This is a genomic window from Methylophaga sp. OBS4 (assembly GCF_026319305.1).
GTDB lineage: Bacteria > Pseudomonadota > Gammaproteobacteria > Nitrosococcales > Methylophagaceae > Methylophaga.
Window position 1 is genome coordinate 1 of record NZ_JAPDMV010000019.1, and the last position, 23,470, is coordinate 23,470.

The 23,470-nt window shown below is 49.2% G+C and carries 24 protein-coding genes; 22 read left to right on the plus strand and 2 right to left on the minus strand.

Going from position 1 to position 23,470, the window contains the following annotated elements; genetic code table 11:
• The 5 genes from OMP95_RS07370 to OMP95_RS07395 all read left to right on the plus strand — a co-directional run.
• A partial coding sequence (locus tag OMP95_RS07370) for a PglL family O-oligosaccharyltransferase (RefSeq protein WP_266327488.1) occupies positions 1-1,389 on the plus strand: 1,389 nt, incomplete at its 5' end.
• A 154-nt stretch (positions 1,390-1,543) separates the two neighbouring features.
• The gene (locus OMP95_RS07380) at positions 1,544-1,987 is read left to right on the plus strand and encodes a pilin (RefSeq protein ID WP_323135118.1); all 444 of its coding nucleotides are present in this window, start codon (positions 1,544-1,546) and stop codon (positions 1,985-1,987) included.
• A 165-nt stretch (positions 1,988-2,152) separates the two neighbouring features.
• The gene (locus OMP95_RS07385; protein ID WP_266327490.1) at positions 2,153-2,863 is read left to right on the plus strand and encodes a transposase; all 711 of its coding nucleotides are present in this window, start codon (positions 2,153-2,155) and stop codon (positions 2,861-2,863) included.
• 141 nt (positions 2,864-3,004) lie between these two features.
• Positions 3,005-3,250 (plus strand): prevent-host-death protein, encoded by a 246-nt coding sequence (locus OMP95_RS07390; protein ID WP_266327492.1) that lies wholly within the window; start codon positions 3,005-3,007, stop codon positions 3,248-3,250.
• The gene (locus tag OMP95_RS07395; RefSeq protein ID WP_266327494.1) at positions 3,250-3,528 is read left to right on the plus strand and encodes a type II toxin-antitoxin system YafQ family toxin; all 279 of its coding nucleotides are present in this window, start codon (positions 3,250-3,252) and stop codon (positions 3,526-3,528) included. Before OMP95_RS07390 ends, OMP95_RS07395 begins: the two co-directional genes overlap by 1 nt.
• Before the next feature lie 380 nt (positions 3,529-3,908).
• Here the strand turns inward: OMP95_RS07395 and OMP95_RS07400 are convergent, their stop codons facing one another.
• Positions 3,909-5,243, minus strand: coding sequence for an MFS transporter (locus OMP95_RS07400; RefSeq protein WP_266327496.1), 1,335 nt, complete (start codon positions 5,241-5,243; stop codon positions 3,909-3,911).
• Between OMP95_RS07400 and OMP95_RS07405 the strand changes: the two genes are divergently transcribed.
• Positions 5,221-5,460 carry a hypothetical protein gene (locus OMP95_RS07405; protein WP_266327498.1) on the plus strand — a complete coding sequence of 80 codons (240 nt, stop codon included), beginning with the start codon at positions 5,221-5,223 and terminating at the stop codon, positions 5,458-5,460. The two genes, OMP95_RS07400 and OMP95_RS07405, sit on opposite strands and share 23 nt — an antisense overlap.
• 95 nt (positions 5,461-5,555) lie before the next feature.
• Here OMP95_RS07405 and metG read toward each other — a convergent pair whose 3' ends face one another.
• Positions 5,556-7,583, minus strand: coding sequence for a methionine--tRNA ligase (gene metG, locus OMP95_RS07410; RefSeq protein ID WP_266327500.1), 2,028 nt, complete (start codon positions 7,581-7,583; stop codon positions 5,556-5,558).
• Between the two features lie 172 nt (positions 7,584-7,755).
• Here metG and OMP95_RS07415 point away from each other — a divergent pair, with 172 nt between their 5' ends.
• From OMP95_RS07415 to OMP95_RS07490, 16 genes are all read left to right on the plus strand, one after another.
• Positions 7,756-8,259 carry a hypothetical protein gene (locus OMP95_RS07415; protein ID WP_266327502.1) on the plus strand — a complete coding sequence of 168 codons (504 nt, stop codon included), beginning with the start codon at positions 7,756-7,758 and terminating at the stop codon, positions 8,257-8,259.
• 2 nt (positions 8,260-8,261) lie between these two features.
• Positions 8,262-8,849 (plus strand): succinate dehydrogenase, encoded by a 588-nt coding sequence (locus tag OMP95_RS07420; RefSeq protein WP_266327504.1) that lies wholly within the window; start codon positions 8,262-8,264, stop codon positions 8,847-8,849.
• Entirely contained in the window at positions 8,846-10,786 is a 1,941-nt protein-coding gene (locus OMP95_RS07425) for a fumarate reductase/succinate dehydrogenase flavoprotein subunit (protein ID WP_266327506.1), read from the plus strand. The genes OMP95_RS07420 and OMP95_RS07425 overlap by 4 nt, the downstream gene beginning before the upstream one ends.
• On the plus strand, positions 10,783-11,511 hold the full coding sequence (locus OMP95_RS07430; RefSeq protein ID WP_266327508.1) for a succinate dehydrogenase/fumarate reductase iron-sulfur subunit: 729 nt from the start codon (positions 10,783-10,785) through the stop codon (positions 11,509-11,511). Before OMP95_RS07425 ends, OMP95_RS07430 begins: the two co-directional genes overlap by 4 nt.
• A 313-nt stretch (positions 11,512-11,824) precedes the next feature.
• Positions 11,825-12,019 carry a hypothetical protein gene (locus OMP95_RS07435; protein WP_266327510.1) on the plus strand — a complete coding sequence of 65 codons (195 nt, stop codon included), beginning with the start codon at positions 11,825-11,827 and terminating at the stop codon, positions 12,017-12,019.
• 2 nt (positions 12,020-12,021) lie between these two features.
• Entirely contained in the window at positions 12,022-12,522 is a 501-nt protein-coding gene (locus OMP95_RS07440; protein ID WP_266327512.1) for an ATP-dependent zinc protease, read from the plus strand.
• Positions 12,522-13,427 (plus strand): 30S ribosomal protein S6--L-glutamate ligase, encoded by a 906-nt coding sequence (rimK, locus tag OMP95_RS07445; RefSeq protein ID WP_266327514.1) that lies wholly within the window; start codon positions 12,522-12,524, stop codon positions 13,425-13,427. Before OMP95_RS07440 ends, rimK begins: the two co-directional genes overlap by 1 nt.
• A gap of 4 nt (positions 13,428-13,431) precedes the next feature.
• Positions 13,432-14,481, plus strand: coding sequence for a succinylglutamate desuccinylase/aspartoacylase family protein (locus OMP95_RS07450; protein WP_266327516.1), 1,050 nt, complete (start codon positions 13,432-13,434; stop codon positions 14,479-14,481).
• Positions 14,482-14,596: 115 nt separating this feature from the next.
• Positions 14,597-16,543, plus strand: coding sequence for a biosynthetic arginine decarboxylase (gene speA, locus OMP95_RS07455; RefSeq protein ID WP_266327517.1), 1,947 nt, complete (start codon positions 14,597-14,599; stop codon positions 16,541-16,543).
• A gap of 39 nt (positions 16,544-16,582) precedes the next feature.
• Positions 16,583-17,779 carry a saccharopine dehydrogenase family protein gene (locus OMP95_RS07460; protein WP_266327519.1) on the plus strand — a complete coding sequence of 399 codons (1,197 nt, stop codon included), beginning with the start codon at positions 16,583-16,585 and terminating at the stop codon, positions 17,777-17,779.
• Positions 17,780-17,880: 101 nt separating this feature from the next.
• A complete protein-coding gene (gene nspC / locus OMP95_RS07465; protein WP_266327521.1) occupies positions 17,881-19,047 on the plus strand; it encodes a carboxynorspermidine decarboxylase in 1,167 nt (388 codons plus the stop codon).
• 8 nt (positions 19,048-19,055) lie between these two features.
• Complete coding sequence (gene speB / locus OMP95_RS07470; protein ID WP_266327523.1) at positions 19,056-19,925, plus strand: agmatinase; 870 nt, start codon at positions 19,056-19,058, stop codon at positions 19,923-19,925.
• A 276-nt stretch (positions 19,926-20,201) separates the two neighbouring features.
• On the plus strand, positions 20,202-20,609 hold the full coding sequence (locus tag OMP95_RS07475; RefSeq protein WP_266327525.1) for a ketosteroid isomerase-related protein: 408 nt from the start codon (positions 20,202-20,204) through the stop codon (positions 20,607-20,609).
• 9 nt (positions 20,610-20,618) lie between these two features.
• A complete protein-coding gene (locus OMP95_RS07480) occupies positions 20,619-21,206 on the plus strand; it encodes a GNAT family N-acetyltransferase (RefSeq protein WP_266327527.1) in 588 nt (195 codons plus the stop codon).
• 188 nt (positions 21,207-21,394) lie between these two features.
• A complete protein-coding gene (locus tag OMP95_RS07485; RefSeq protein ID WP_266327529.1) occupies positions 21,395-22,270 on the plus strand; it encodes a carbon-nitrogen hydrolase family protein in 876 nt (291 codons plus the stop codon).
• 453 nt (positions 22,271-22,723) lie between these two features.
• Entirely contained in the window at positions 22,724-23,377 is a 654-nt protein-coding gene (locus OMP95_RS07490) for a phosphoribosyltransferase (RefSeq protein ID WP_266327531.1), read from the plus strand.
• Positions 23,378-23,470: the final 93 nt, after the last annotated feature.

Here is a 23,470-nt window from a genome sequence, read left to right on the forward strand (position 1 = left end):
CATCACTACCTGACGCGGGTGCTGGCGGTTAATCTCAAACAGGGGCGTTGGGACAAGCTACTTTATATCATTGCCCTGTCAGGGCTGGTCCATGCCGCAATCGGCATTGCCCAGATCTGGTTAAAAGCGGATATGCCTTATCTGTTACCCAAATCACCTAATGGTGTGCCTTCCGGTTTATTTCAGCAGATTAACAATCAGGCCACTTTTCTGGTGGCGGTGATCAGTCTGTCGCTGTTCCTGGCTGCCAGACCTTTGTTGTATAAACGCCGGCTGTTTATGCAACTGTTGCTGGTCATCACGGTGTTGTTGTCAGCGTATATTGTGGGTGTGTCAGGTTCGCGTATTGGCGCCCTGACGTTGTTTATTTCCGTGCCGTTATTAATTTTTGCTTTACGCAGACCCTTACTCAGAAACAGTCGTTTCTCTGCGGCCATTTTACTGGCCATCGTGATGGGTTTTTCAGCAGGCCTTCTGCCCGGAACTTCAAAAGCGATTGATAAAACGGTAGCCATGCAATCGGGCTATTCCGGTTCAGCGCGGTTGGGTATTTACAAAATCTCACTGGATCTGGTGGCGGAAAAACCTGTTTTCGGACATGGCGTTGGCAGTTTTGCAAGCGTTTTCCAGTTTGCCCGGCCAGCCTTTTTTGAACAAAATCCGGATGGCACATTACCCAAGCAAATAGTCAGCCATCCGCACAATGAAATTATCCAATGGCTAGTGGAAGGCGGCCTGATAGCCCTGATGGGGATCGTTCTGGTTGCTATTGGTGTTTTGCGGGCATTACGGCAAACAGGCTGGTCAAGAGGGCTGGCTTATACAGGCTTGCTGTTGCCCATTGTTCTGCACACCCAGGTGGAGCTGCCACTCTATACGTCAATTTTGCACTGGTTTGTGTTGGTGATATTGCTGGCGCTACCCTTCAGCCATCAACTTACAAACAGAAATAACAGCCTGACCATTTATGCCAATAAACTGGCTGCCATCAGTCTCTGGGCGATAGTGGGCATATTTATCTTGTTCTTATTGCATACTGTCCGCTCAAACTGGGACTTTGTCGCTTTCTATAAAGGCGAGCAGCGGGAAAATCCATTACAAATTGCCAAGCAAAATCCGTATTTATCCGACCAGGCGCAATGGATAGATATGAGCGCGATGATGTATTCCAGCATGCAGTATGGTTTAAAAGACAATGTCGAGTTTTACACCAACTGGGGCGAACAATACCTCACTAAACGCCCGGATGTGGATCTGTATCAAAAACTCACGGATGCCTATGAGTTTCTGGGTAATAAACCGGCATACTGTGATGTAGCAAAGCGTGGCTTTGAAATCTATCCTCAGGCTGAGCGTCTTCAACGGGCAGTGGAATATTGCCGGTACTGACAAATATGGTCACTTTATGACGTTGATGGTTGCTTTTAATTATTAAGCCCTGGACTAAACCAATATAAAACAGCGTGTTGGTTATTGGCATAAAAGTAGCATCAATTTAAACAGCAAATTTGGGTTTGCTGGTTTCATCAACAAGGAGATTGAAATGAAAAAAACACAACAAGGTTTTACATTGATCGAGCTGATGATCGTGGTTGCGATTATTGGTATTTTGGCGGCTATTGCGATCCCTGCCTATCAGGACTACACCATCAGAGCAAAAGTCCAAGAAGGTGTTAGTGCCTCTTCACCGGCAAGAACATCGCTCGGCGTCGCATGCAGTGAAGCTGAGAGTTTAGCAAGTCAAACTAATGCTACTCTGGAGTTGCCAACAAATACTGACTACGCTAACGGCAATAAGTATATCGAATCTGTCACTGTTGCAGGTGTCGATGCCTCAACTGCTACTGTGACCATTGATTATAACACCGCAATTCCACAGTTAGCCGGTGGCCAAGTAGTTTATACTGGTACTTGCCGAGACACTGGTACAACCTGGGCCATCACAGCAACAGGTGGCTTCCCAACTAAGTATCTGCCTAAAGAGTAAATCAAAAATCAAAGGAATCAAAGGAATCAAAGGAATCAAAGGGGTCAGACACGATTGATTCTGATTTGATCTGAAAGATGCGAAAAAGCCCTGGAGCAATCCGGGGCTTTTTTGTTTGTAGAGCAGACGTTAGGATATGAAGGAATGTTTCAAAAGGATTTGAAGATGGCACGTCTACCAAGATTTGAACTACTGGGTCATTCCCAACACGTTATTATCCGTGGCAACAATCGTCAGATTATTTTCGTTGCTGACGAGGATTATGTTTTCTATCTCGAAAAACTGGCAGAGGCCTGTGACCGCTATGACTGTCAAGTGCATGCTTATGTATTAATGACAAACCATGTTCATCTGTTGATGACGCCACTGGAGTCAGGGGCAATCGGCAAGGTTATGCAGAGTGTTGGTCGTCGTTATGTTCAATATTTCAATCATTGCTATCAACGCACCGGGACATTATGGGAAGGGCGCTATAAGTCGGCACTGATTGACAGCGACCGCTACGCACTCACCTGTTATCGTTATATCGAAATGAATCCTGTTCGTGCCGGGATGGTGCAGTCTCCCGCAGAATACCGTTGGTCGAGCTATCATACCAATGCTCTGGGTAAGTCTGATGAGTTGATAACTCCACATGAGCTTTATTCTGAGCTGGCTGAAGATGATGTCCGTCGTCAACAAATCTATCGGGAGTTAGTCAGTGAGCAAGTCGATGCAAGTGTGATAGACGATCTGCGAAGAGCCACAAACAAAGGTTGGGCGGTGGGTAGCGAACGATTTAAAACGCAGGCTGAAAAGTTGATTGGCAGACGTGTTTCACCCAGTGCGCGGGGAGGGGATCGCAAATCTCAACGATTCAAAGACAAAAAAGCGTGAGATATTTTCGATCGTGTCTGACCCCATTGATTAACCCCATTGATTTTATTTTTGATTTTGGCATTGATTTGCCATTGATTCCCATTGATTAAAAAGCTTTATTAAGTGTACTATTAATAGTACTGTTAAGGGGGCGATAAGATGATTACTGCAAACGATATTAAAACCAAAGGTGTGTCGAGTGTAGAGGAAGCACTCCGTGGCCATAGCGAGGCGATGATTACGGTACGTGGCAAGCAAAAGTATGTCGTGATGCGCGTGGAGGACTATCAGCAGCTTCGTGAGGCAGAGCTGGAGGCCGCCTTGTGGGAAAGCCGCCGTGATATCGAAAACAAAGCTTTTAAAACGCAATCTGTTGCTGAACATATTCAAGAATTGTTCGATTAATGGCGTATCAGCTGCTTTTTACGGAAAGCTATCTGAAACGCGCCAAACGCTTTGCAAAACGTCATCCTGAGTTGCGATCGCAATATGAAAAAATATTGTTGCTATTGGAGCAAAACCCTTTCCATCCATCACTTCGCTTGCATCCATTGACGGGGCGTTTATCCGGCCTGCATTCGGTCTCTATCAATCTCAATTACCGCTTGACGCTTGAGCTGATTATTCATGATGAACGGATTATTCCGATTAATGTTGGCAGCCATGAAGAGGTGTATCGGTAAACAAACTTGCAAGCTGGTATTTTTGATAAATCCGCAGATTACGCAGATGGTCGCAGATTATTCTGAAAGAAAAAGCGTTTCATCTGCGAAAGAAAATCAAAAGGGTCATCCATAAGTCGCTCCTGGCGAATTTGTCCCGCCAGGGGAGAGGGAATGGGATTCTTTCTCAAGGACAGGAAATGACCATAGACTGAGAATGCATAAGCCTGTGCTGGAATTTGCTCAGGCGACTTTCATATACTGAACATGAAGGACTGGCAAATCTAGATAATATCTTTCTGATTTTAATGAGTTATTCGTGGGGGTCCCTCAGTGTCTGACCCCATTGACCTGGCGTCTGAGCCTACTGATAGCTGTACTGGCTATGAAAGCGTTGTAGTTTAATGTGGCTGGCTATCTTCGCGATAGCGTTCTGCCACAGCCTGGCCGCGGGGGAAATTGACCTTTAGACAGACTATAAATGCCAGGGCAAAGAAGAGTGCGCATAGCAGAATGGCGTTTTGCAAACCGACCCAGGCCTGCATCAGTCCGACACCGACCAGACCGATAATGGCGGCCAGTTTGTGGGACAGGCCCCAAAAACCGAAGAACTCTGCCGCTCTTGCTAACGGTGTTAATTGCCCGACAATGGCGCGACTGGCCGACTGGGTCGCCCCCAAACAAAGTCCGGCAGCAACGGCTACGACAATAAAGACATCCTGCATCTGTAATTCATGACCAAACTGGTTGAGCCAGGCTGTGAGTTGTGGCGTTTGCCAGATTAACAGGATGGCCAGGATCCAGAAAAGCAGGGTAAAGCCGTAGGTAAAACGACTGCCCATACGATCCTGTATCCAGCCAAACAGGATGGCACCGGCAGTGGCGGTGACTTGTACGGTGATAAAGGTCAATACCCGCATCCGCTCATCCCAGCCGATAACCTGAGCACCATAGATAAAGGTAAAGGCGATGATGATGTAGATGCCGGACATGGCAAATAAAGCTGAAAGCAGGAAGATACGCAGATCATGATAATCGGTCAGATAGGTCAGGCTGCTACGGACCCGTTTCAGTCCTTGCTGCCACATATCTGCCTGACCGACGGGATGCGGGGTGCCGTTTTCTTTTAGCCAGAGGAAGGTGGGTATAGCTGCCAGCAGAAAGAAGGCAGCGGCAAACGGCCCCACCCAACGGACATTGTCAAAGTTGTCGGCACTGACTTCGCCAAGAAATAACAGCGCGATACCGGTTGCTACCAGACCGCCAACATAACCGAGCGCCCAGCCGAAACCAGAGATCCGTCCAAGGTCTTTGGCTGGTCCCAAATCGGGCAGAAAGCTGGCGATAAAAGATTCACCAATTGAATAGGCATAGTTGGAGACCACAATTAACAGCATGCCGAGCAGGATGTAGCCGGGAGCAACAAAGTACAGCAGCGTGGTTGTTATCACGGTAACCAGATAACTGATAAACAGAAATTGCTTGCGCCGGGCGCTGAGGTCCATCACTGCGCCCAGAAAGGGCGCGGTTATTACAACAAGCAGGTAGCCAGTTGCCAGTGACAAACTCCACAGCAGGTTACCCAGCCGGTAGTTGTTTTCTGCATCACCGACAATGAGCCGGGTAAACAGATCACCAAAGATGACGGTAATGATAAGTAGAGTATAGGACTGATTGGCAAAGTCGAACATTGCCCAGCCGAGGATCTCTTTTTTGGAAGCGCGCTGGCGTGTCATGGCATGGTCACCGGGCGTTTATTTTTGTGGTGGTGGTGGGCTAATGGTAGCAGTTGATCCCCTAAAAGAGATGGTTCATGGCGCTAATGTTGCGTTAGATGCCAATGTTTTGACCACAGAACAAGTATTTTCGGTATTTTATGAATTCCCGCCTGCGCGTGAATATCAGCTTAATTTACAATTCGGGTGGCTTGGTAAACCTTGTATTCAAGTTTAGACAGGCAGCCATAGAAATCATTGATGGTGTTATAACGATACATTCGTCATTCCCGCGTGGTCGCTGCCTACACGGGAATGATGGGTGTCCGGGAATTATTTAACCCGCATACCCGGCTGGGCGCCGGCATCAGGGTTCAGGATAAACAAGTCTTTACCGCCCGGACCGGCAGCCAGCACCATGCCTTCCGACAGACCGAACCGCATTTTACGCGGTGCGAGGTTGGCAACCATCACGGTCAGTTTGCCAATCAAGTCTTCCGGTGAATAGGCCGATTTAATACCGGCAAACACCTGTTTTTCTCCCAGACCGATATCCAGCGTCAGTTTCAGCAGTTTGTCGGCGCCGTCGACATGTTCGGCATTAACGATTTTAGCGATACGGAGATCGATCTTGGCAAAGTCATCAAACTGGATTTCAGCGGCAATCGGGTCGATATAGCTGTCAGCTTGTACGTTGTCGGTTGTTTTTGTTTTGCTGGTCATATTTTCTTTTGAAGCTTCCAGAATGGCATCGAGTTTGTCTTTTTCAATGCGGGTCATCAGCGGTTTGAACTTGTTGATGGTGTGATCCAGTAATGGCGTTTCAATATCAGCCCAGTTCATAGGGGCAATATTGAGGAAGGCTTCAGCCTGCTCGGCAGTGCGGGGCAATACCGGTTTCAGATAGGCCAGCAGAACGCGGAACAGGTTCATGCCCATGGTGCAAATAGCTTGAACTTCCGTCTCCTTACCTTCTTCTTTGGCCAGCACCCACGGTTTCATTTCGTCGATGTACTGGTTGGCGCGATCAGCCAGTGCCATGATTTCACGCATGGCCTGACCGAATTCACGCTGCTCATAACGTTTGGCAATGGCTTCTGCCTGATTGCTGAAATCTCTGAACAAAGCCGGTTCACTTAATTCAGCCGCTAAGCGGCCGTCAAAGCGTTTGCTGATAAATCCGGCGCAGCGGCTGGCAATATTCACCACTTTACCCACCAGATCTGCATTGATACGGGTCTGGAAGTCATCCAGGCTCAGGTCGATATCCTCAATGCCACTGCCGAGTTTGGCGGCAAAATAGTAACGCAGATATTCGGGGCTGAGATGATCAAGATAAGTGCGGGCCTTGATAAAGGTGCCGCGGGACTTGGACATCTTTTTGCCATCAACCGTCAGAAAGCCGTGGGCGTAGATGTTGTCGGGTTGGCGGAAACCGGCACCTTCCAGCATCGCCGGCCAGAACAGGGCATGGAAGTAGATAATGTCCTTGCCGATAAAGTGGACGAGTTCGGTATCACTACCCGGCTTCATAAATGCGTCGAAGTCGATGCCGGTGCGGTCACAGTAATTTTTGAAGCTGGCCAGATAGCCGATAGGGGCATCCATCCACACATAAAAAAACTTGTTGTCTGTATCGGGTATCTCAAAGCCGAAATAGGGCGCATCACGGGAAATGTCCCAGTCCTGCAAGCCACTGTCGAACCATTCATTGAGTTTACGGCTGACTTCCGGTTGCAGATGGTCACTTTGCGTCCACTCTTTGAGGGTTTGTTCAAAGTCACCCAGCTTGAAAAAGTAATGCTCTGATTCTTTGGTGATCGGCGTGGCGCCGGACACTGCTGAAACCGGATTTTTCAGTTCAGTCGGATCATAGGTGGAGCCACAGGCTTCACAGTTGTCGCCATATTGATCGGCGGCGCCGCACTTGGGGCATTCGCCACGAATAAAACGATCCGGCAGAAACATTTCTTTTTCCGGATCATAGGCCTGACTGATGGTGCGGGCCTCGATATGGCCGGCATCACGGTTGGCGAGATAGATCTGGCTGGCCAAAGCCCTATTTTCAGGGCTGTGGGTGCTGTAATAATTATCAAAACCAATTGCAAACTCGGCAAAATCCGCTTGATGCTCTTTGCTGACATCACTGATTAATTGTTCGGGCGTAATGCCTTCGTTGTGCGCCCGCAACATGATGGGGGTGCCATGGGCATCATCAGCACAAACATAGTGACATTCATGGCCACGCATTTTTTGAAACCGCACCCAGATATCGGTTTGGATATACTCCACCAGATGACCGAGGTGAATCGATCCGTTGGCATAAGGCAGGGCGCTGGTGACCAGAATTTTTCTTTGCATGAGTGATTCGCAACAACCGTCTGAAAAAGCGTTTAAAGATACCAGAAATGGGTATTTTGTACTATGTAACAAAATATATAAATTGCTTGTCTATTGAAAACTTGCCGGCTTTAGTCTAGATTGGATATTTGCAACTCTTATATAAGATATATGACACTAACGGGGGAAGTTGATGGATCTGACATTACACGATATTCATGCCGATTCGATTGATCTCGCCCTGGACAAAGCCCGCCAATACCGCTCACTGCTGGAACCGGAAATTGCCGAAAGTATCTGCCTTGATATTCTCCATATCGATCCTGATAACCAGCAGGCACTGGTTTTATACATTCTTGCGCTTAGCGACCAACTGCATCACGCCGGTAAAAAAACACAGGTCAAATCGATAGAAGATGCGGTGGAAAAACTCCACAGCGAATACCAGCGTTATTATTACACCGGCTTGCTGCATGAAAGGCGTGCCCGCTTTATGCTGACACAGAGTATGGCGCGTGTATTTGCCTATGACTATTTTATCGAAGCCTTGCAGTTTTACCAGATGGCCGAGCAGATTCGGCCCGAGCATAATGATGAATCTATTCTGCGCTGGAACAGCTGTATCAGGACAATCGAAAAAGAAAAACTGAAACCGCGTCCGGACAGTAAAGATGCCAGACAGGATATGGAAAGCTGAGCATGAAACTGTTGCAACTTCAAAAACGCACTATGGCGCTGGCGGGCATGGCGATGACTGTTTACCTGGTCTTTCATATGCTCACTAACTTGAGCTTCTTTTCCAGTGAAGGCTTTAGCCGCTTTTATGATTTTTACAACCAAACCTGGGTTCGATGGCCTTTGCTGATTATTGTGTTGGTATCGTTGCTGATTCATGTCAAAGCGGCAGTTGTTATCAGAATCAAGAACAGCCAGGCGCGGGGGCAAGGCTACCGCAAGCATGACAAATTGCATGTGCCGGCGCCACTGGTTTCGATCAGCATTGCGTTGTTGCTGCTGTTTATTCTGGTGCATATCGGCCAGACTTTGTTCATGGATACCACCAGGGTCAGAGCAGAACTGGTTCACTGGTTCAAATCGCCGCTGATGGTGTTGTTTTATTTGTCGGGTTTGTTAATCCTGGCGATGCACCTACAGCATTCGCTGGTTAATGTGCTGCAAACCTTGGGCATCACTTCCCGTATGTACAAAACATTGATTATAAGTAGTGTGGTGTTACTGACGGCTGGCTTTGCAAGTGTGCCTGTTTATATCTGGATAACCGCATGAACGATTTTGAGCTGGACAGTCACGCACCCAAGGGACCACTTCAGGATCGCTGGACCCAGCATAAATACAACGCGCGGGTAGTCAGTCCCGCCAATCGCAAGAAGTATACGGTGATTGTGGTCGGCACCGGTCTGGCAGGCGCTTCAGCGGCAGCTTCACTGGGCGAAATGGGCTACAAGGTGAAAACCTTCTGTTTTCAGGACAGCCCGCGCCGCGCGCACAGTATTGCCGCGCAGGGGGGGATCAATGCCGCCAAGAACTATCAAAACGATGGCGACAGTGTCTGGCGCCTGTTTTACGATACTATCAAGGGCGGAGATTTCAGAGCCAGGGAATCCAATGTCTTTCGTCTGGCGCAACTCAGCACATCGATCATTGATCAGGCAGTCGCACAAGGCGTGCCTTTTGCCCGTGAATACAGTGGTTATCTGGCTAACCGTTCATTCGGGGGGGCACAGGTCTCACGTACATTTTATGCCCGCGGCCAGACCGGTCAGCAATTATTACTGGGCGCTTATCAGGCGATGAGCAGACAAGTGGCTGCGGGTACCGTGACCCATTATTCCCGTTGTGAAATGCAGGATTTGATTATGGAGGGTGAACGGGCCATCGGTATCGTCACCCGCGATCTGGTCAGCGGTGAACTGGAAAGTCATCTGGCTGATTGTGTGGTGTTGTGCACCGGTGGTTACAGTAATGCCTTTTTCCTGTCGACCAATGCCAAAGGTTGCAATACCTCCGCTATCTGGCGTGCGCATCGCAAAGGGGCTTTGTTTGCCAACCCGTGTTTTACCCAGATTCACCCGACCTGCATTCCGCAGCATGGTGAGTTGCAGTCAAAACTGACCTTGATGAGTGAATCTTTGCGTAATGACGGTCGGGTCTGGGCACCTAAAAATATCGCCGATTGTGATAAACGTCCGGAAGAGATTCCCGAGCAGGATCGAGATTATTTTCTGGAGCGTATGTATCCGGCTTTCGGCAATCTGGTGCCGCGTGATATTGCTTCACGTGCAGTCAAATTGATCTGCGATGAAGGCCGCGGTGTCGGTTTTGAGATTGATGGCAAAAAACTGGGTGTCTATCTGGACTTTGCCGATGCCATCAAAACCCAGGGGCTGGAGGCTATCAGCGAGAAATACGGCAATCTGTTTGAGATGTACAAACGTATTACCGCTGAAGATCCCTATACAACGCCGATGCGTATCTACCCGGCGGTGCATTACACTATGGGCGGCTTATGGGTGGACTACAATTTAATGACTACCATCAATGGTCTGTTTGCCGCTGGCGAAGCCAACTTTTCCGATCATGGTGCCAACCGTCTCGGTGCCAGCGCCTTAATGCAGGGGTTGGCGGATGGTTATTTCATTCTGCCTACCACGGTGTCAGATTATCTGGCCAAACAGCAGCCATTGAAACCGGAGAATTATAGACAGCAGGCACAACAAACTTTACAGGAAGCGCAGCAACGCATTGAGCGCTTGATGAATGCGCCGGCGCCGTCAGTCACGCCCGATGATTTTCACCGGCAACTGGGGCAAATCCTCTGGCATGCCTGCGGAATGGCACGCGAAAAACAAACTTTGCTTAACGCCATTGATGAGATACGTGAATTGCGCCAGCAGTTCTGGCAGAAAGTCAGAATCAGCGGCGATAGCCGCCAGATGAATCAGACTTTGGAGCGGGCAGGGCGCGTGGCTGACTTTTTTGAGCTGGCGGAACTGATGTGCCTGGACGCGCTGGAGAGAGAAGAGTCATGTGGTTGCCATGCCCGGGAAGAGCATTTGACCGAGGCGGGTGAACCACAACGCAACGATAGTAATTATTCCTTCGTATCAGCCTGGCAGTACAGTGGCGATATCAGTAAACCCAAACTGTACCGTGAGGATCTGCATTTTGATTTTGTCCGACCCAGCATAAGAAACTATCAATGATTTTCAAACTGAATATTTGGCGACAAGCCAGTCCGGACGCGGAAGGCTATTTCGAAGCGCAAGAAGTCGATGCCAGTGAGGATTCTTCTTTTCTTGAAATGCTGGATGCCCTCAACGAGCAGTTGATTCTGGAAGGCAAAGATCCCGTTGCCTTTGATTTTGATTGCCGGGAAGGCATATGTGGCTCATGTAACCTTGTTATCAATGGCACTCCACATGGCAAGCAACAGGCGACCACGACCTGTCAGCAATACATGCGCGACTACAAGGACGACAAAGAATTGTGGATTGAGCCATGGCGGGCAAAGGCTTTTCCGGTGATTAAAGATTTGATTGTCGACCGCACCAGCTTTGATCGCATTATCCAGGCAGGCGGTTATATTCCTATCCGCACCGGCTCTGCCTGTGAAGCCAACACCTTACCGGTAGAAAAACATGTGGCTGATGCGGCCTTCGATGCCGCTACCTGTATAGGTTGTGGCGCTTGTGTCGCCGTGTGTCCCAATGCTTCGGCTACCTTGTTTGTGGCAGCGAAAGTCGCGCATTTGTCGACTTTGCCGCAGGGAGACATGGATAAAAAACGGCCGGCAAAATTGTTAAAAGCAATGGAGCTGGAAGGTTTTGGCAGTTGCAGTAATTACCGTGAGTGTGAGCGGGTTTGTCCGAAAGAAATCAAGATCAGTACTATTACCACAATGAACTATTTGTTATATCAAGGCAGATAGCGCCATTCTCTCTCCCACTAGCCAAGTGCGACGGTTGTAATCTGCCATGCTTATTCACATGGATGTGATGGCCGCTATCACTATCCCTGCTAACGCGGCGTTTGGGCATCCGGCCCATCATTGCCTGGAAATAACATACAAGGAGCAGTTATCGGTCTGCGTGAGACCCTGTTTGGCCGAAGGACTACGGCGGATCAGAAACCCGTTGACAGTTAAAGCTTGCCAGTCTTCAATCAGTTCATGACAATGAAGTTGAAACGTTTTCCAAGCGCTACAATCCGGTTACATTGCGTGACTTATAGAGGAGACACTAATGGCTAGGGTTATATTGACGCACCTTTACGTTATTTTTATGGCGATCTTTGTGGTAATGACCGGTAATATTCTCGCTGATCGTTATGGTGATGATATTGTTTCCGGTCTCAAAAGCATGGTGAGCGGCGCTGATAATGAAATTTCCGAGATGAAAAATAGCGTCAAGGATTGGAACAAAAATATGTTGGATTAAAAGTGAACGTAACAGATCAAAATGAAGTCACAGCGGTTGGCTGGCGGGAGTGGTTATCGCTGCCGGATTTGGGCGTAGACAGAATCAAGGCGAAGGTGGATACCGGCGCCAGAACTTCCGCGATTCATGCCTTTGAGGTCGACCCGTTTGAAAAAGACGGCAGGCAATGGGTACGTTTTGGACTGCATCCCAATCAGGATGACACTGACACAGTGATCTGGTGCGAAGCTGCAGTTATTGATCAGCGCAACGTCACTGACTCTGGTGGTCATACCGAACAACGTTATGTGATTCTGACCAATGTAAAGCTGGGACAGAAGATGTGGCCTGTAGAAGTTACACTCACAAACCGCGATAATATGCTGTTTCGCATGCTGCTGGGCCGTACGGCGATGACAGCAGGCAATATTGTGGTCAACCCCGCTTTGTCCTTTTTGTCCGGGCAAAGCTCACTGGAACAAGATGAACAGCCACACAAAGAAATCCTTGATGGAGAAAGTTGATGAAAATAGCCATCCTGTCGCGTAATCCCAAGCTCTACTCTACCAGCCGTCTGGTCGAAGCAGCTGAAGCGCGCGGCCATGAAGTGCGTGTACTGGATGTGCTGCGATGTTATATGAACATCACATCGTTGAAACCGGAAGTACATTACAAGGGCGAGAACCTGACCGGTTTTGATGCGGTGATTCCGCGAATCGGGGCCTCGGTGACTTTTTACGGCACAGCGGTATTGCGCCAGTTCGAAATGATGAGTGTCTATCCGCTTAATGAATCCGTAGCTATCAGCCGCTCCCGCGACAAGTTGCGTGCTTTGCAATTATTGTCACGCAAAGGCATCGGTCTGCCGGTGACCGGTTTTGCCCATCGTCCCGACGATGTGGATGATTTGATCAAAATGGTCGGCGGTGCACCGCTGGTGATTAAATTGCTGGAAGGCACGCAAGGCATAGGAGTAGTGCTGGCCGAAACAGAAAAAGCGTCGGAAAGCGTTATTGAGGCTTTTATGGGCATGAAAGCCAATATCCTGGTGCAGGAATTTATCAAGGAAGCCGGTGGTGCCGATATTCGCTGCCTGGTTGTTGGCGATAAAGTTGTTGCAGCGATGAAACGGCAGAGTAAGGAAGGCGAGTTTCGCTCCAACCTGCATCGTGGCGGCAGTGCCAACTTGATTCGAATCACGCCTGCCGAGCGGGCCACCGCGGTGCGAGCGGCAAAAACCATGGGGCTCAATGTCTGTGGTGTTGATTTGCTGCGCTCCAATCATGGTCCGGTGGTGATGGAGGTCAACTCTTCGCCGGGGTTGGAAGGCATTGAAAAAGCGACCGGCAAAGATATCGCCAATATGCTTATCGAATTCATCGAAAAGAATGCTAAAGAAGGTAAAACCAAAACCCGGGGCCGAGGCTGACAATATGGCAGATTTGCTGGTGATTGCCGGTGAGGAAGTCAAACCTGGCCAGAATAAAATCATCGAAATTCCTTTACCGGATCTCTATATGCATACGGCATTGAGTATGCCGGTTCAGGTCATACGGGGGCGACGAAAAGGGCCGGTTTTATTTGTGTCCGCTGCCGTTCATGGTGATGAAATCAACGGCGTTGAAATCATCCGCCGCCTGGTCAAAAGCAAAAGCCTGAAAGGCTTGCGCGGTACTTTGATTACTATTCCCGTCGTGAATGTCTACGGCTTTCTCAATCAGTCCCGATACCTGCCGGATCGGCGAGATCTTAACCGTTGTTTTCCCGGCTCTGAGGAGGGTTCGCTGGCGGCACGGTTGGCTAATTCCTTTATGACCGAAGTAGTTAGTCAGTGCACGCATGGCATTGATCTGCATACGGCCGCCATTCACCGTGACAACTTGCCGCAGATAAGAGCCGACTTGTCCAATCCGGAAGTAGAGACGATGGCCAGGGCTTTTGACGCGCCGGTAGTGGTTAATTCAGGGCTGATAGAAGGTTCTTTGCGCTATGCAGCTCAACAGAATGAAGTCGCTGTGATTGTTTACGAGGCGGGGGAAGCACTGCGTTTCAATGAATTGTCGATCCGCGCGGGCGTTAAAGGCGTTTTGACTGTTATGCGCAGTATCGGGATGTTGGCTGCCAGTCGCCGCGCTAAGAAAAGAGAACCTTTTGTGGCCCGCTCCAGTGCCTGGGTTCGTGCGCCACAAAGTGGTATTTTCCGTATGCTGGTACCGATGGGCGCTAATGTCAACAAAGGCGATTTACTGGGTATGGTCGCGGCCCCATACGGCAAAGAAAAGTCAGAAACCGAAGTATTTGCTACCAGTTCAGGCATCGTTATCGGCCGCACCAACATTCCGCTGGTCAATGAAGGCGAGGCCTTGTTCCATATCGCACGCTTTAATCGACCTGATGAAGTGGCCGATAGTGTAGAAGCATTTCATTCCGATCTGGATCCGGCTACAGACACTGCTGTACCGGAAGAATTGCCGATAATCTGAAGGGCTTGTCACGACGTTGTAAAGTGACAGTTGTTACAATTGTAATAATTCTTTGCATTTTCGATCTAAAGTATAGAAAATCCCGCGTTTTGATAACGGTTACGAGAGTCAGTCCATGCAACCCCCTTTAAATTCAACACTGGAAAATGAGCTGGACCTGAGTCAGGAATGGAGCGCTGAGCTCAGCGCCCGTCTCTATGGCGTGCGTGACTGGGGCAGTGATTACTTTGATGTTTCAGAAGATGGTAATGCCGTCGTCTCGTTGCAGTTTGGCGATAAAACCATCAAAGTGCCGATTATCGATATCGTCAACGGCATGAAACAGCGCGGGCTGGACATGCCGGCTGTCTTGCGCATTGAAAACCTGCTTGATCTGCGTATTACCCAGCTTAACGAGGCGTTTGCCCGGGCTATTACAGACGCGGGTTATCAGAACCACTATCGCGGCGTGTTTCCTATCAAGGTGAATCAGCAATGTCATGTTATTGAAGAAATTGCTGATTATGGCAGTCGCTATCACCATGGGTTGGAAGCGGGCAGTAAGGCGGAACTGATTATTGCCCTGTCGCAATTACGTGACCATGACAGCCTGATCATCTGTAACGGCTATAAAGATGAAGAGTTCATCGAACTCGGTTTGTATGCGCGGCAGATGGGCATCAAATGCTTCTTTGTCTTGGAAACAGCAATGGAGCTGGAAACCATTCTTGAGCGTAGCCGTGCTTTGGGCATCGATCCGCTGATCGGCGTCCGTATCCGGCTGGCTTCGATGGTCGAAGGTCACTGGAATGAAGACAGCGGTGACCGTTCAATTTTCGGTTTATCGACCAATGCCTTACTCAACGTGGTCGAACAGCTGAAAAAAGCCGATATGCTGCATTGTCTGCAGTTATTGCATAGTCATCTCGGCTCGCAAATTCCCAACATTCGTAATATCCGTAGCGGTGTGATGGAAGCCTGCCGTTTTTACGCCGGGCTCATCGAAGAAGGCGCACCGATGGGTTATATCGACTTGGGCGGCGGCCTGGCGGTGGATTACGAAGGAACACGCAGCAACAGTACACACAGTATGAACTACGGGCTCGACGAATACTGTTACAACATTGTTGAAACCCTGCAGGAAAGTCTGGATCCGCTGGATATTCCACATCCGGTCATCGTCTCCGAATCCGGCCGTGCGCTGGTGGCGTATTCATCCATGTTGTTGTTTAACATTCTGGAAGTGCGTGAGCACAAACCAGAGATTATTCCTGAACAAGCGCCGGATGACAGCCACGATCTGATCGTCAACCTGTTTGGTGTGCTCGATTACGTCAATGCCGATAACTTGCAGGAATGCTACAACGACTCGCTTTACTATCGCGATGAAGTCCGTGAACTGTTCCATCATGGCCAAGCCTCATTGCGCGATCGGGCGTTGGCGGAAAACCTCACACTGGCCATTCTGGAAAAAATCTCCGATCTGTTGCCGCAGGCGCGGCGCGTTTCAGCGGAACTGGAGAATCTGCCGGAGTTGCTCTCTGATATTTATTACGGCAATTTCAGCCTGTTCCAGTCTTTGCCTGATATCTGGGCTATTGATCAATTGTTCCCGATCATGCCGATCCACCGGCTCAACGAGGCACCCATTCGCGATGCAGTGCTGGCCGATATGACCTGTGACTGTGATGGCAAAATCGATAACTTTATATCCCCGGATGGCGTGCGTAGAACCCTGCCGTTGCATCCGCTGAAAGAGGGTGAAGAATATTATCTGAGCGTATTTCTGGTCGGTGCTTATCAGGAAACCTTGGGCGATCTGCATAACCTGTTTGGTGACACCAATGTAGTCAGCGTGCATATCAATGAAGACGGCAGCTTTGATTTTGTCCGTGAATTCCACGGTGACAGCATTGCCGATGTGCTGAGTTATGTTGAATACGACCCGAAGCTGATGCAGGAGCAGTTCCGCCGTATAGCAGAACAGGCTGTGCGTGACGGCAAGATCTCGGTGCCGATGCGTCAGCAGATGTTGCGCGCATTTCGCGAAAGCATGAACGGTTATACTTTTTTTGAACGTTAATTCAGCCCCTGTTCTGAACTTGGTTAAAGGAATTCAGCTATGTCTAAAGTCGTGATTATTGGTGCCGGCGGTGTCGGTGGTGTGGTCACCCATAAATGTGCACAATTGCCGCAAGTATTTTCCGAAATCTTGTTGGCCAGCCGTACTGAAGAAAAATGCAAAGCTATCGCTGCACAGCTGGATCGTCCCATCAGAACCGCACAGGTTGACGCCGATAATGTGGCTGAACTGACTGCGCTTTTGCAACAGGAAAAACCGGATCTGGTCATTAACGTCGCACTGCCTTATCAGGATTTGAGCATTATGGATGCCTGTTTGGCTGCGGGTGTGGATTACCTGGACACCGCGAATTATGAACCGCTGGATACCGCCAAGTTTGAATATAAATGGCAGTGGGCTTATCAGGATAAGTTCAAGCAGGCTGGTTTGACGGCCTTGCTCGGCAGTGGTTTCGATCCGGGTGCCACCAATGTGTTCACGGCTTATATTGCCAAACATTATTTTGATGAAATCCATGAACTGGACATCATTGATGTCAATGGCGGCGATCACGGTTATCCGTTTGCGACCAACTTCAACCCGGAAATCAATATCCGTGAAGTCACCGCGGAATGCCGCCACTGGGAACAGGGCGATTTTGTGACCACGCCGGCAATGTCGAAAAAAGCCAGCTTCACCTGTCCGGAACAGGTCGGTACTTTTAATATTTACCGTATGTACCACGAAGAGCTGGAATCGTTGACCAAACATTTCCCGACCTTGAAACGGGCACAATTCTGGATGAGCTTTGGCGAAAGCTACCTGAAACATCTGGAAGTATTGGGCAATGTCGGCATGACCAGTATCGAGCCGGTTGAATTCCAGGGCCAGCAAATCGTGCCGATTCAGTTCCTGAAAACCCTGCTGCCGGATCCGTCTACGCTGGGACCGCGAACCAAAGGCAAGACCTGCATCGGTTGTGTGGTCAAAGGTATCAAAGACGGCAAGGAAAAAATTGTCTACATCTATAACATCAAGGACCACCAGGACTGTTATAAAGAAGTGCAATCACAGGCTATTTCCTACACCACCGGTGTACCGGCGATGATCGGTGCCAAAATGATTTTGGAAGGCAAATGGAAACAGCCGGGCGTGTGGAACATCGAGCAGTTTGATCCGGATCCGTTTATGGAAGATATGAATAAATACGGTCTGCCTTGGCAAGTGGTCGAGCTGGATAATTTTAATCTTGATTAAAGGTTTATAAATCCGCAGATTACGCCGATTTTCACAGATGAAAAACCGTTTCAAAACAATCTGCGTCCATCTGCGTAATCTGCGGATAAAAAATAAATTAAATGCAATTCACGGATTTTTCGAAACTGGACCTGTACCGGCTGCCGTCCCCTTGTTTTGTGGTCGATGAAGTAGCCGTCGAGCGAAACCTGCGGATTCTCAGTGAAGTCGCTGAAGCCAGCGGTGCCAAGATTCTGGGGGCGTTAAAAGCTTTCTCAATGTGGTCATTCGGTCCGCTGACGCATCATTATCTCAGCGGCACCTGCGCCAGCGGTCTGCACGAAGCCAAACTCGGCCATGAGGAATATGGCGGTGAAGTGCATGTGTTTGCGGCGGCCTTCAGTCAGGCTGATATTGATGAGTTGCTGACTTTTGCCCACCATATCGTGTTCAATTCCTGCAGTCAGTGGCGGCGTTTCCGTGAACAATGCCTGGCCGCACAACAGCAACGGCCCGAGTTGCATTTCGGCCTGAGAATCAACCCGGAACACTCCGAGGGCACGGTGCCGATTTATGATCCCTGTTCACCGGGGTCAAGACTGGGTATTCCTTTATCGCAGCTGGATGAGAATGTGCTGGAGGGTATCAGCGGGCTGCATTTTCATACTTTGTGTGAGCAGGGCTTTGCCCCCCTTGCCAGAACGGTCGCGGCGGTTGAAGATAAATTCGGTCATTTGCTGCCAAAAATGCAGTGGATTAATTTTGGCGGTGGTCATCATATTACCGCTGAAGGTTATGATATCAACGGACTGGTAGCGTTGATCCAGCAATTCAAAAATCGTCATCAGCTCGAAGTGTACCTGGAACCGGGCGAGGCGATGGCTATAGGCACCGGTATTCTAAGTTGCGAAGTTTTGGATATCACTTGGAATCAGTTGAATCAGGCGATCCTGGATACTTCGGCCACCTGCCATATGCCGGACACGCTGGAAATGCCATACCGGCCTGATATCACCGGTGCGGATGAAGCTGAGGTGTTGCCATATACCTATCGTCTCGGCGGTTTGACTTGTCTGGCGGGTGACGTGATTGGCGATTACAGTTTTGCCGAACCGCTTGCCATCGGCCAGCGGCTGGTTTTTGAAGATATGAGTCATTACACCATGGTCAAAACCACGACTTTCAATGGCACCAAGCTGCCCGCGATAGCCATCTGGAATTCGGAAACCGATGCCTTGCGCGTGGTCAAAGAATTTGGTTACGCCGACTTTAAACACAGACTCTCGTGAGTAAAAACATGAACAAAGATTATCCCTTATTTCTGGGCTCTGAAATTGAGCAACCGCTGCCAACGCAAGCCATGTTCCATGTATTGCCGGTGCCTTATGAAAAGACCGTCTCCTATGGCGGCGGAACCCATGAAGGGCCTTCAGCTATTCTGAAAGCTTCCTGGCAGCTGGAAGAATGGGACGGTAAAAGCAAACCGTGCGTTGAAGGTATTTACACTTGCGAACCAGTCGATTGCAGTGTCGCTGCCGAACAGGTGATCGAAAACATTGCCAATGCTACCGCCGAGATTGTTGGTCATGGCGCGATGCCGGTAGTGTTGGGCGGTGAACATACGGTGACTTATGGTGTGCTGAAAGGTTTGCGCGAAGCCGGCTTTGATGATTTTGGCATTGTACAAATCGATGCCCATGCCGATTTGCGTGAAGCCTATGAAGGCGATCTGTTAAGCCATGCCTCGGTGATGAAACGCGCTGTTGATATGGGCATTCCGCTTTATCAACTGGGCATTCGTGCTTTTTGTGAAGAAGAAATGGCTTATCGTGAACAGTTCGGCGTGTTGTATCAGGATGGTGACGAACTGGTGCCGAACAATATCAACAGCATCACCTTGCCGGATGATTTTCCGCAAAAAGTGTTTTTTACGCTGGATATTGATGGTATGGATCCATCGGTGTTTCCTTCGACCGGTACACCGGTTCCCGGCGGACTTGGTTGGTATCAGACCCTGAACCTATTCGAATCGGTGGCCAAACAGCGCGAGATCATCGGTTTTGATATTATGGAGTTTGCGCCGATTAAGGGCTTCCATGCCTATGATTTTGCGGCGTCTATGCTGGCTTACAAAATGATGGGTATTGTGCAGCGCAACCGCCGCTAAAAAGTGCTGGACGAGGTTTCCACGGAGAGCCCGTGGGAACCAAGTGGAAATTTTTTATAAATCCGCAGATTACGCAGATGGACGCAGATTATTCTAAAAGAGATGAGCAGACCTATCCGTAATCGGCGCGGCGACCTTAATCGGCGAAATCTGCGGATAAATATTCATTTTGAACGATGCTGTGGTTAGTCAAATCCTACAGTCAAAATTTTATACTTTTCTTTGAGTCATTTACGGGCTAAAATCCGCCGTTTTTCTCTTTTTGGGATTTTTCTAATGAATCAAGCCACTGTAAAACTGTTGCAAGATTATTATGCTGCTTTCAACCGTCAGGATATGGACGCGTTTCTGGGCATGCTGACCGAAGATGTCGTGCATGATGTCAATCAGAGCGGTCGTGAAGTCGGTAAAGAAGCGTTCTCCAAATTTATGGATCGCATGAACGCCCATTACAAAGAAGAAATTGTTGATATTTCCATCACCACCAATGACGAAGGTGATCGCGCTGCAGTTGAGTTCACCGTATTAGGCCAGTATCTGTCGACTGATGAAGGTTTGCCGGAAGCCGCTGGCCAGACTTACCGTTTGCCGGCCGGGGCTTTCTTTGAAGTCCGTGACGGTAAAGTGGCTCGTGTAACCAACTATTACAATCTGGAAGATTGGATCGCGCAGGTCGCAGGTTAAGAGATAGCAATGTTAAGACTGGAACGACTGTCAGGTGATAAGCTGACACAGTATATTCCGGAACTGGCCCGGCTCCGGATCGAGGTCTTTCGTGATTTCCCCTATCTGTATGATGGGGACCTCGCTTACGAAGAACGCTATTTGCAAACTTACATCGAAGCGCCGGACAGTGTGATCGTATTGGCATTCGACGGTGATAAGGTGGTGGGCGCCTCGACCGGTATTCCGCTCAAGTATGAAACCGACGAAGTCAAAGCGCCGTTTATTGCCGCGGGTTACGATGTCGACAAGATCTTCTATTGTGGCGAATCCGTGTTGTTGTCTGCTTATCGTGGACAGGGCGCGGGTATAGCTTTTTTTGAACATCGTGAAGCACATGCAGCCGAAATCGGTGGTTTTGAATACAGCTGTTTCTGCGGTGTGCAGCGCCCGGATGACCATCCGCGCCGTCCCGTCGATTATGTGCCGCTGGATAATTTCTGGCGTAAGCGCGGTTATGAAAAATATCCGGATATCAATACCTCCTTCAGTTGGAAGGAACTCGACGAAGATGTTGAGTCGCCCAAGCCCATGACCTTCTGGATGAAGAAACTTTAAAAGTCACCTAGTCCGTTGTTAAATACAGACTCCTGGTGGTAACTGGATTCCCGCCTCCATGGGAATGACGTGATGTTGTTCCAGGCATGTCATCCCCGCGTGGTTCCCGCCTTCGTGGGGATGAAGATATTCATTCCGTCGTTCAAGCTTTAGCGGCTACTTCAACGTGATTATTTTGGATTTTATATATGAGCAAAGTCAAAGCGGCGGTTGCCCAATACGATATCGGCTTCTTCAGCCACTGGTCAGAGTTTGAGAACAAGCTGACGCAGTGGGTGAGTCAGGCGGCTTTGCATGATGCCAAGCTGCTGGTGTTCCCGGAATATGGCAGCATGGAACTGGCGTCTTTGTTCGGCGAAGCGGTTTACAGGGATCTGACTAAACAACTGCATGCGATGCAGGATGTTTATGCCGATTATGAAATGCTGTATCAGCAACTTGCCAGACAATTTGATGTGATGATTCTGGCCTGTTCCTTTCCGGTTCTGCAATCAGATGGCTCATTTCGCAACCGCGCCAATCTCTATGGCGTCGACGGCCAGATTGATTATCAGGATAAATTGATCATGACCCGCTTTGAGAATGAACAGTGGCTGATTCATGGTGCTTCGCAGATCAAGGTCATTGATACTGATATTGGCCGTATCGGCATTAATATCTGCTATGACACTGAGTTTCCGCTGATTGCCCATAAACAGGTGGCTGCGGGCGCTGATTTGATTCTGGCACCAAGTTGTACCGATACCGAAGCCGGTTTTCATCGCGTGCGTATCGGTTGTCAGGCGCGGGCGCTGGAAAACCAGTGTTATGTTTTGCATTCACCGACTTTTGGCAAGGCGCCGTGGTCGGAAGCGGTGGATATCAACACTGGCCGCGCCAGCATCTACACCCCCGTTGATTATGGCTTTCCTGATAACGGTATCCTCGTTGAAGGCAGCCACGATACCGCGCAGTGGGTATACGCGGAACTCGATTTGGCTGAAATTGCCCGGGTTCGCAAAGAAGGGCAGGTGTTTAATTATCGTGACTGGCCCTTGCAAAACAAGTTGCAGGCCCCCAAGTAAACTTCATACGCCATCAATGATGGCGTTTTTTATCCGCTGAAAAGCCCTAGAATATATGTGGATGAAGCCCCCCTACAACGGCAAGTTCAATATGTTTCCAACGGGCAGTTCGTAACAACAGCGAACCGACTTTCCATCCGTCATTTTGGATTTCGAGAGAAAGTCGAATATGGCGAGTCCACCAACAGGGTGAATCTGATGACGGTGTACGAAATGACGGAGATCCTGGGGACACGCCTGAGAGTGTGAGCCGTATTCTGGCCTAATTCAAACGTAGTGATACCTTGCATAAGCGGGGTAGTTGCCTGCGCGACATCTACGAAATAGATGTTCAGCGTCTGCAATATGGGGTACGGCAATAATCTACCTAAACAACATCGTTGCTCAGGTTTGTCACCACGGCGGGGATAAGGTGTAAAGTTAAATGGTGGTTTCTTACTAAGGCACACGCTTATGAAGCTCCCGATCAAAGACCGAACAACGGCAGGTCAACATCTGGCCCAGGCGTTAAGCGCTTATCAGGATCGCGAAGATGTACTGGTGTTGGCGTTGCCACGCGGCGGTGTGACGGTGGCTCACCAAGTGGCGAAAGCCTTAAATGTGAAACTTGATATCTTGCTGGTGCGAAAACTCGGCTGTCCGGGGCAGAAGGAACTGGCGATGGGGGCGATTGCCAGCGGCGGATTACGCGTACTGAACGACGATGTGGTTAGGCTCCTGGCGATACCTGATAAAGTGATTGATGAGGTCGCCGCCGAAGAACAGCGGGAACTCGAACGCCGGGAGCGGGCCTACCGTGGTGAGCATTCCAGACCGGAAATCGCAAGCAAATATATTATTTTGGTCGATGATGGCATTGCCACCGGAGCAACGATGCGGGCAGCTATTGCCGCATTACGTCAACAGAATCCGGCCGGAATTATTGTTGCCGTACCGGTGGCGCCTGCAAAAACGATCGAGCTCCTGGCTGGCGAAGCCGATAAAGTCATTTGTCTGGCTACGCCCGAACCCTTTACGGCCATTGGCAACTGGTATATGGATTTTTCCCAGGTTCCGGACCAGCAAGTCAACCAAATTTTGTCTCAAGCCTGGATGGATTCATCATGAACCTGTACGGCCTGTTTTTAAGGTTTAATTGTCCATTGACTGGTCATGAAAATGATTAAACGACAGAATTATCAGAAGACAAATTCGGACATT

Coding starts and splice junctions, on each gene's coding strand:
- OMP95_RS07380 (WP_323135118.1), top strand. CDS start 1,544: ATGAAAAAAACACAACAAGGTTTTACATTGATCGAGCTGATGATCGTG.
- OMP95_RS07385 (WP_266327490.1), top strand. CDS start 2,153: ATGGCACGTCTACCAAGATTTGAACTACTGGGTCATTCCCAACACGTT.
- OMP95_RS07390 (WP_266327492.1), top strand. CDS start 3,005: ATGATTACTGCAAACGATATTAAAACCAAAGGTGTGTCGAGTGTAGAG.
- OMP95_RS07395 (WP_266327494.1), top strand. CDS start 3,250: ATGGCGTATCAGCTGCTTTTTACGGAAAGCTATCTGAAACGCGCCAAA.
- OMP95_RS07400 (WP_266327496.1), bottom strand. CDS start 5,243: ATGACACGCCAGCGCGCTTCCAAAAAAGAGATCCTCGGCTGGGCAATG.
- metG (WP_266327500.1), bottom strand. CDS start 7,583: ATGCAAAGAAAAATTCTGGTCACCAGCGCCCTGCCTTATGCCAACGGA.
- OMP95_RS07415 (WP_266327502.1), top strand. CDS start 7,756: ATGGATCTGACATTACACGATATTCATGCCGATTCGATTGATCTCGCC.
- OMP95_RS07420 (WP_266327504.1), top strand. CDS start 8,262: ATGAAACTGTTGCAACTTCAAAAACGCACTATGGCGCTGGCGGGCATG.
- OMP95_RS07425 (WP_266327506.1), top strand. CDS start 8,846: ATGAACGATTTTGAGCTGGACAGTCACGCACCCAAGGGACCACTTCAG.
- OMP95_RS07430 (WP_266327508.1), top strand. CDS start 10,783: ATGATTTTCAAACTGAATATTTGGCGACAAGCCAGTCCGGACGCGGAA.
- OMP95_RS07435 (WP_266327510.1), top strand. CDS start 11,825: ATGGCTAGGGTTATATTGACGCACCTTTACGTTATTTTTATGGCGATC.
- rimK (WP_266327514.1), top strand. CDS start 12,522: ATGAAAATAGCCATCCTGTCGCGTAATCCCAAGCTCTACTCTACCAGC.
- OMP95_RS07450 (WP_266327516.1), top strand. CDS start 13,432: ATGGCAGATTTGCTGGTGATTGCCGGTGAGGAAGTCAAACCTGGCCAG.
- speA (WP_266327517.1), top strand. CDS start 14,597: ATGCAACCCCCTTTAAATTCAACACTGGAAAATGAGCTGGACCTGAGT.
- OMP95_RS07460 (WP_266327519.1), top strand. CDS start 16,583: ATGTCTAAAGTCGTGATTATTGGTGCCGGCGGTGTCGGTGGTGTGGTC.
- nspC (WP_266327521.1), top strand. CDS start 17,881: ATGCAATTCACGGATTTTTCGAAACTGGACCTGTACCGGCTGCCGTCC.
- speB (WP_266327523.1), top strand. CDS start 19,056: ATGAACAAAGATTATCCCTTATTTCTGGGCTCTGAAATTGAGCAACCG.
- OMP95_RS07475 (WP_266327525.1), top strand. CDS start 20,202: ATGAATCAAGCCACTGTAAAACTGTTGCAAGATTATTATGCTGCTTTC.
- OMP95_RS07480 (WP_266327527.1), top strand. CDS start 20,619: ATGTTAAGACTGGAACGACTGTCAGGTGATAAGCTGACACAGTATATT.
- OMP95_RS07485 (WP_266327529.1), top strand. CDS start 21,395: ATGAGCAAAGTCAAAGCGGCGGTTGCCCAATACGATATCGGCTTCTTC.
- OMP95_RS07490 (WP_266327531.1), top strand. CDS start 22,724: ATGAAGCTCCCGATCAAAGACCGAACAACGGCAGGTCAACATCTGGCC.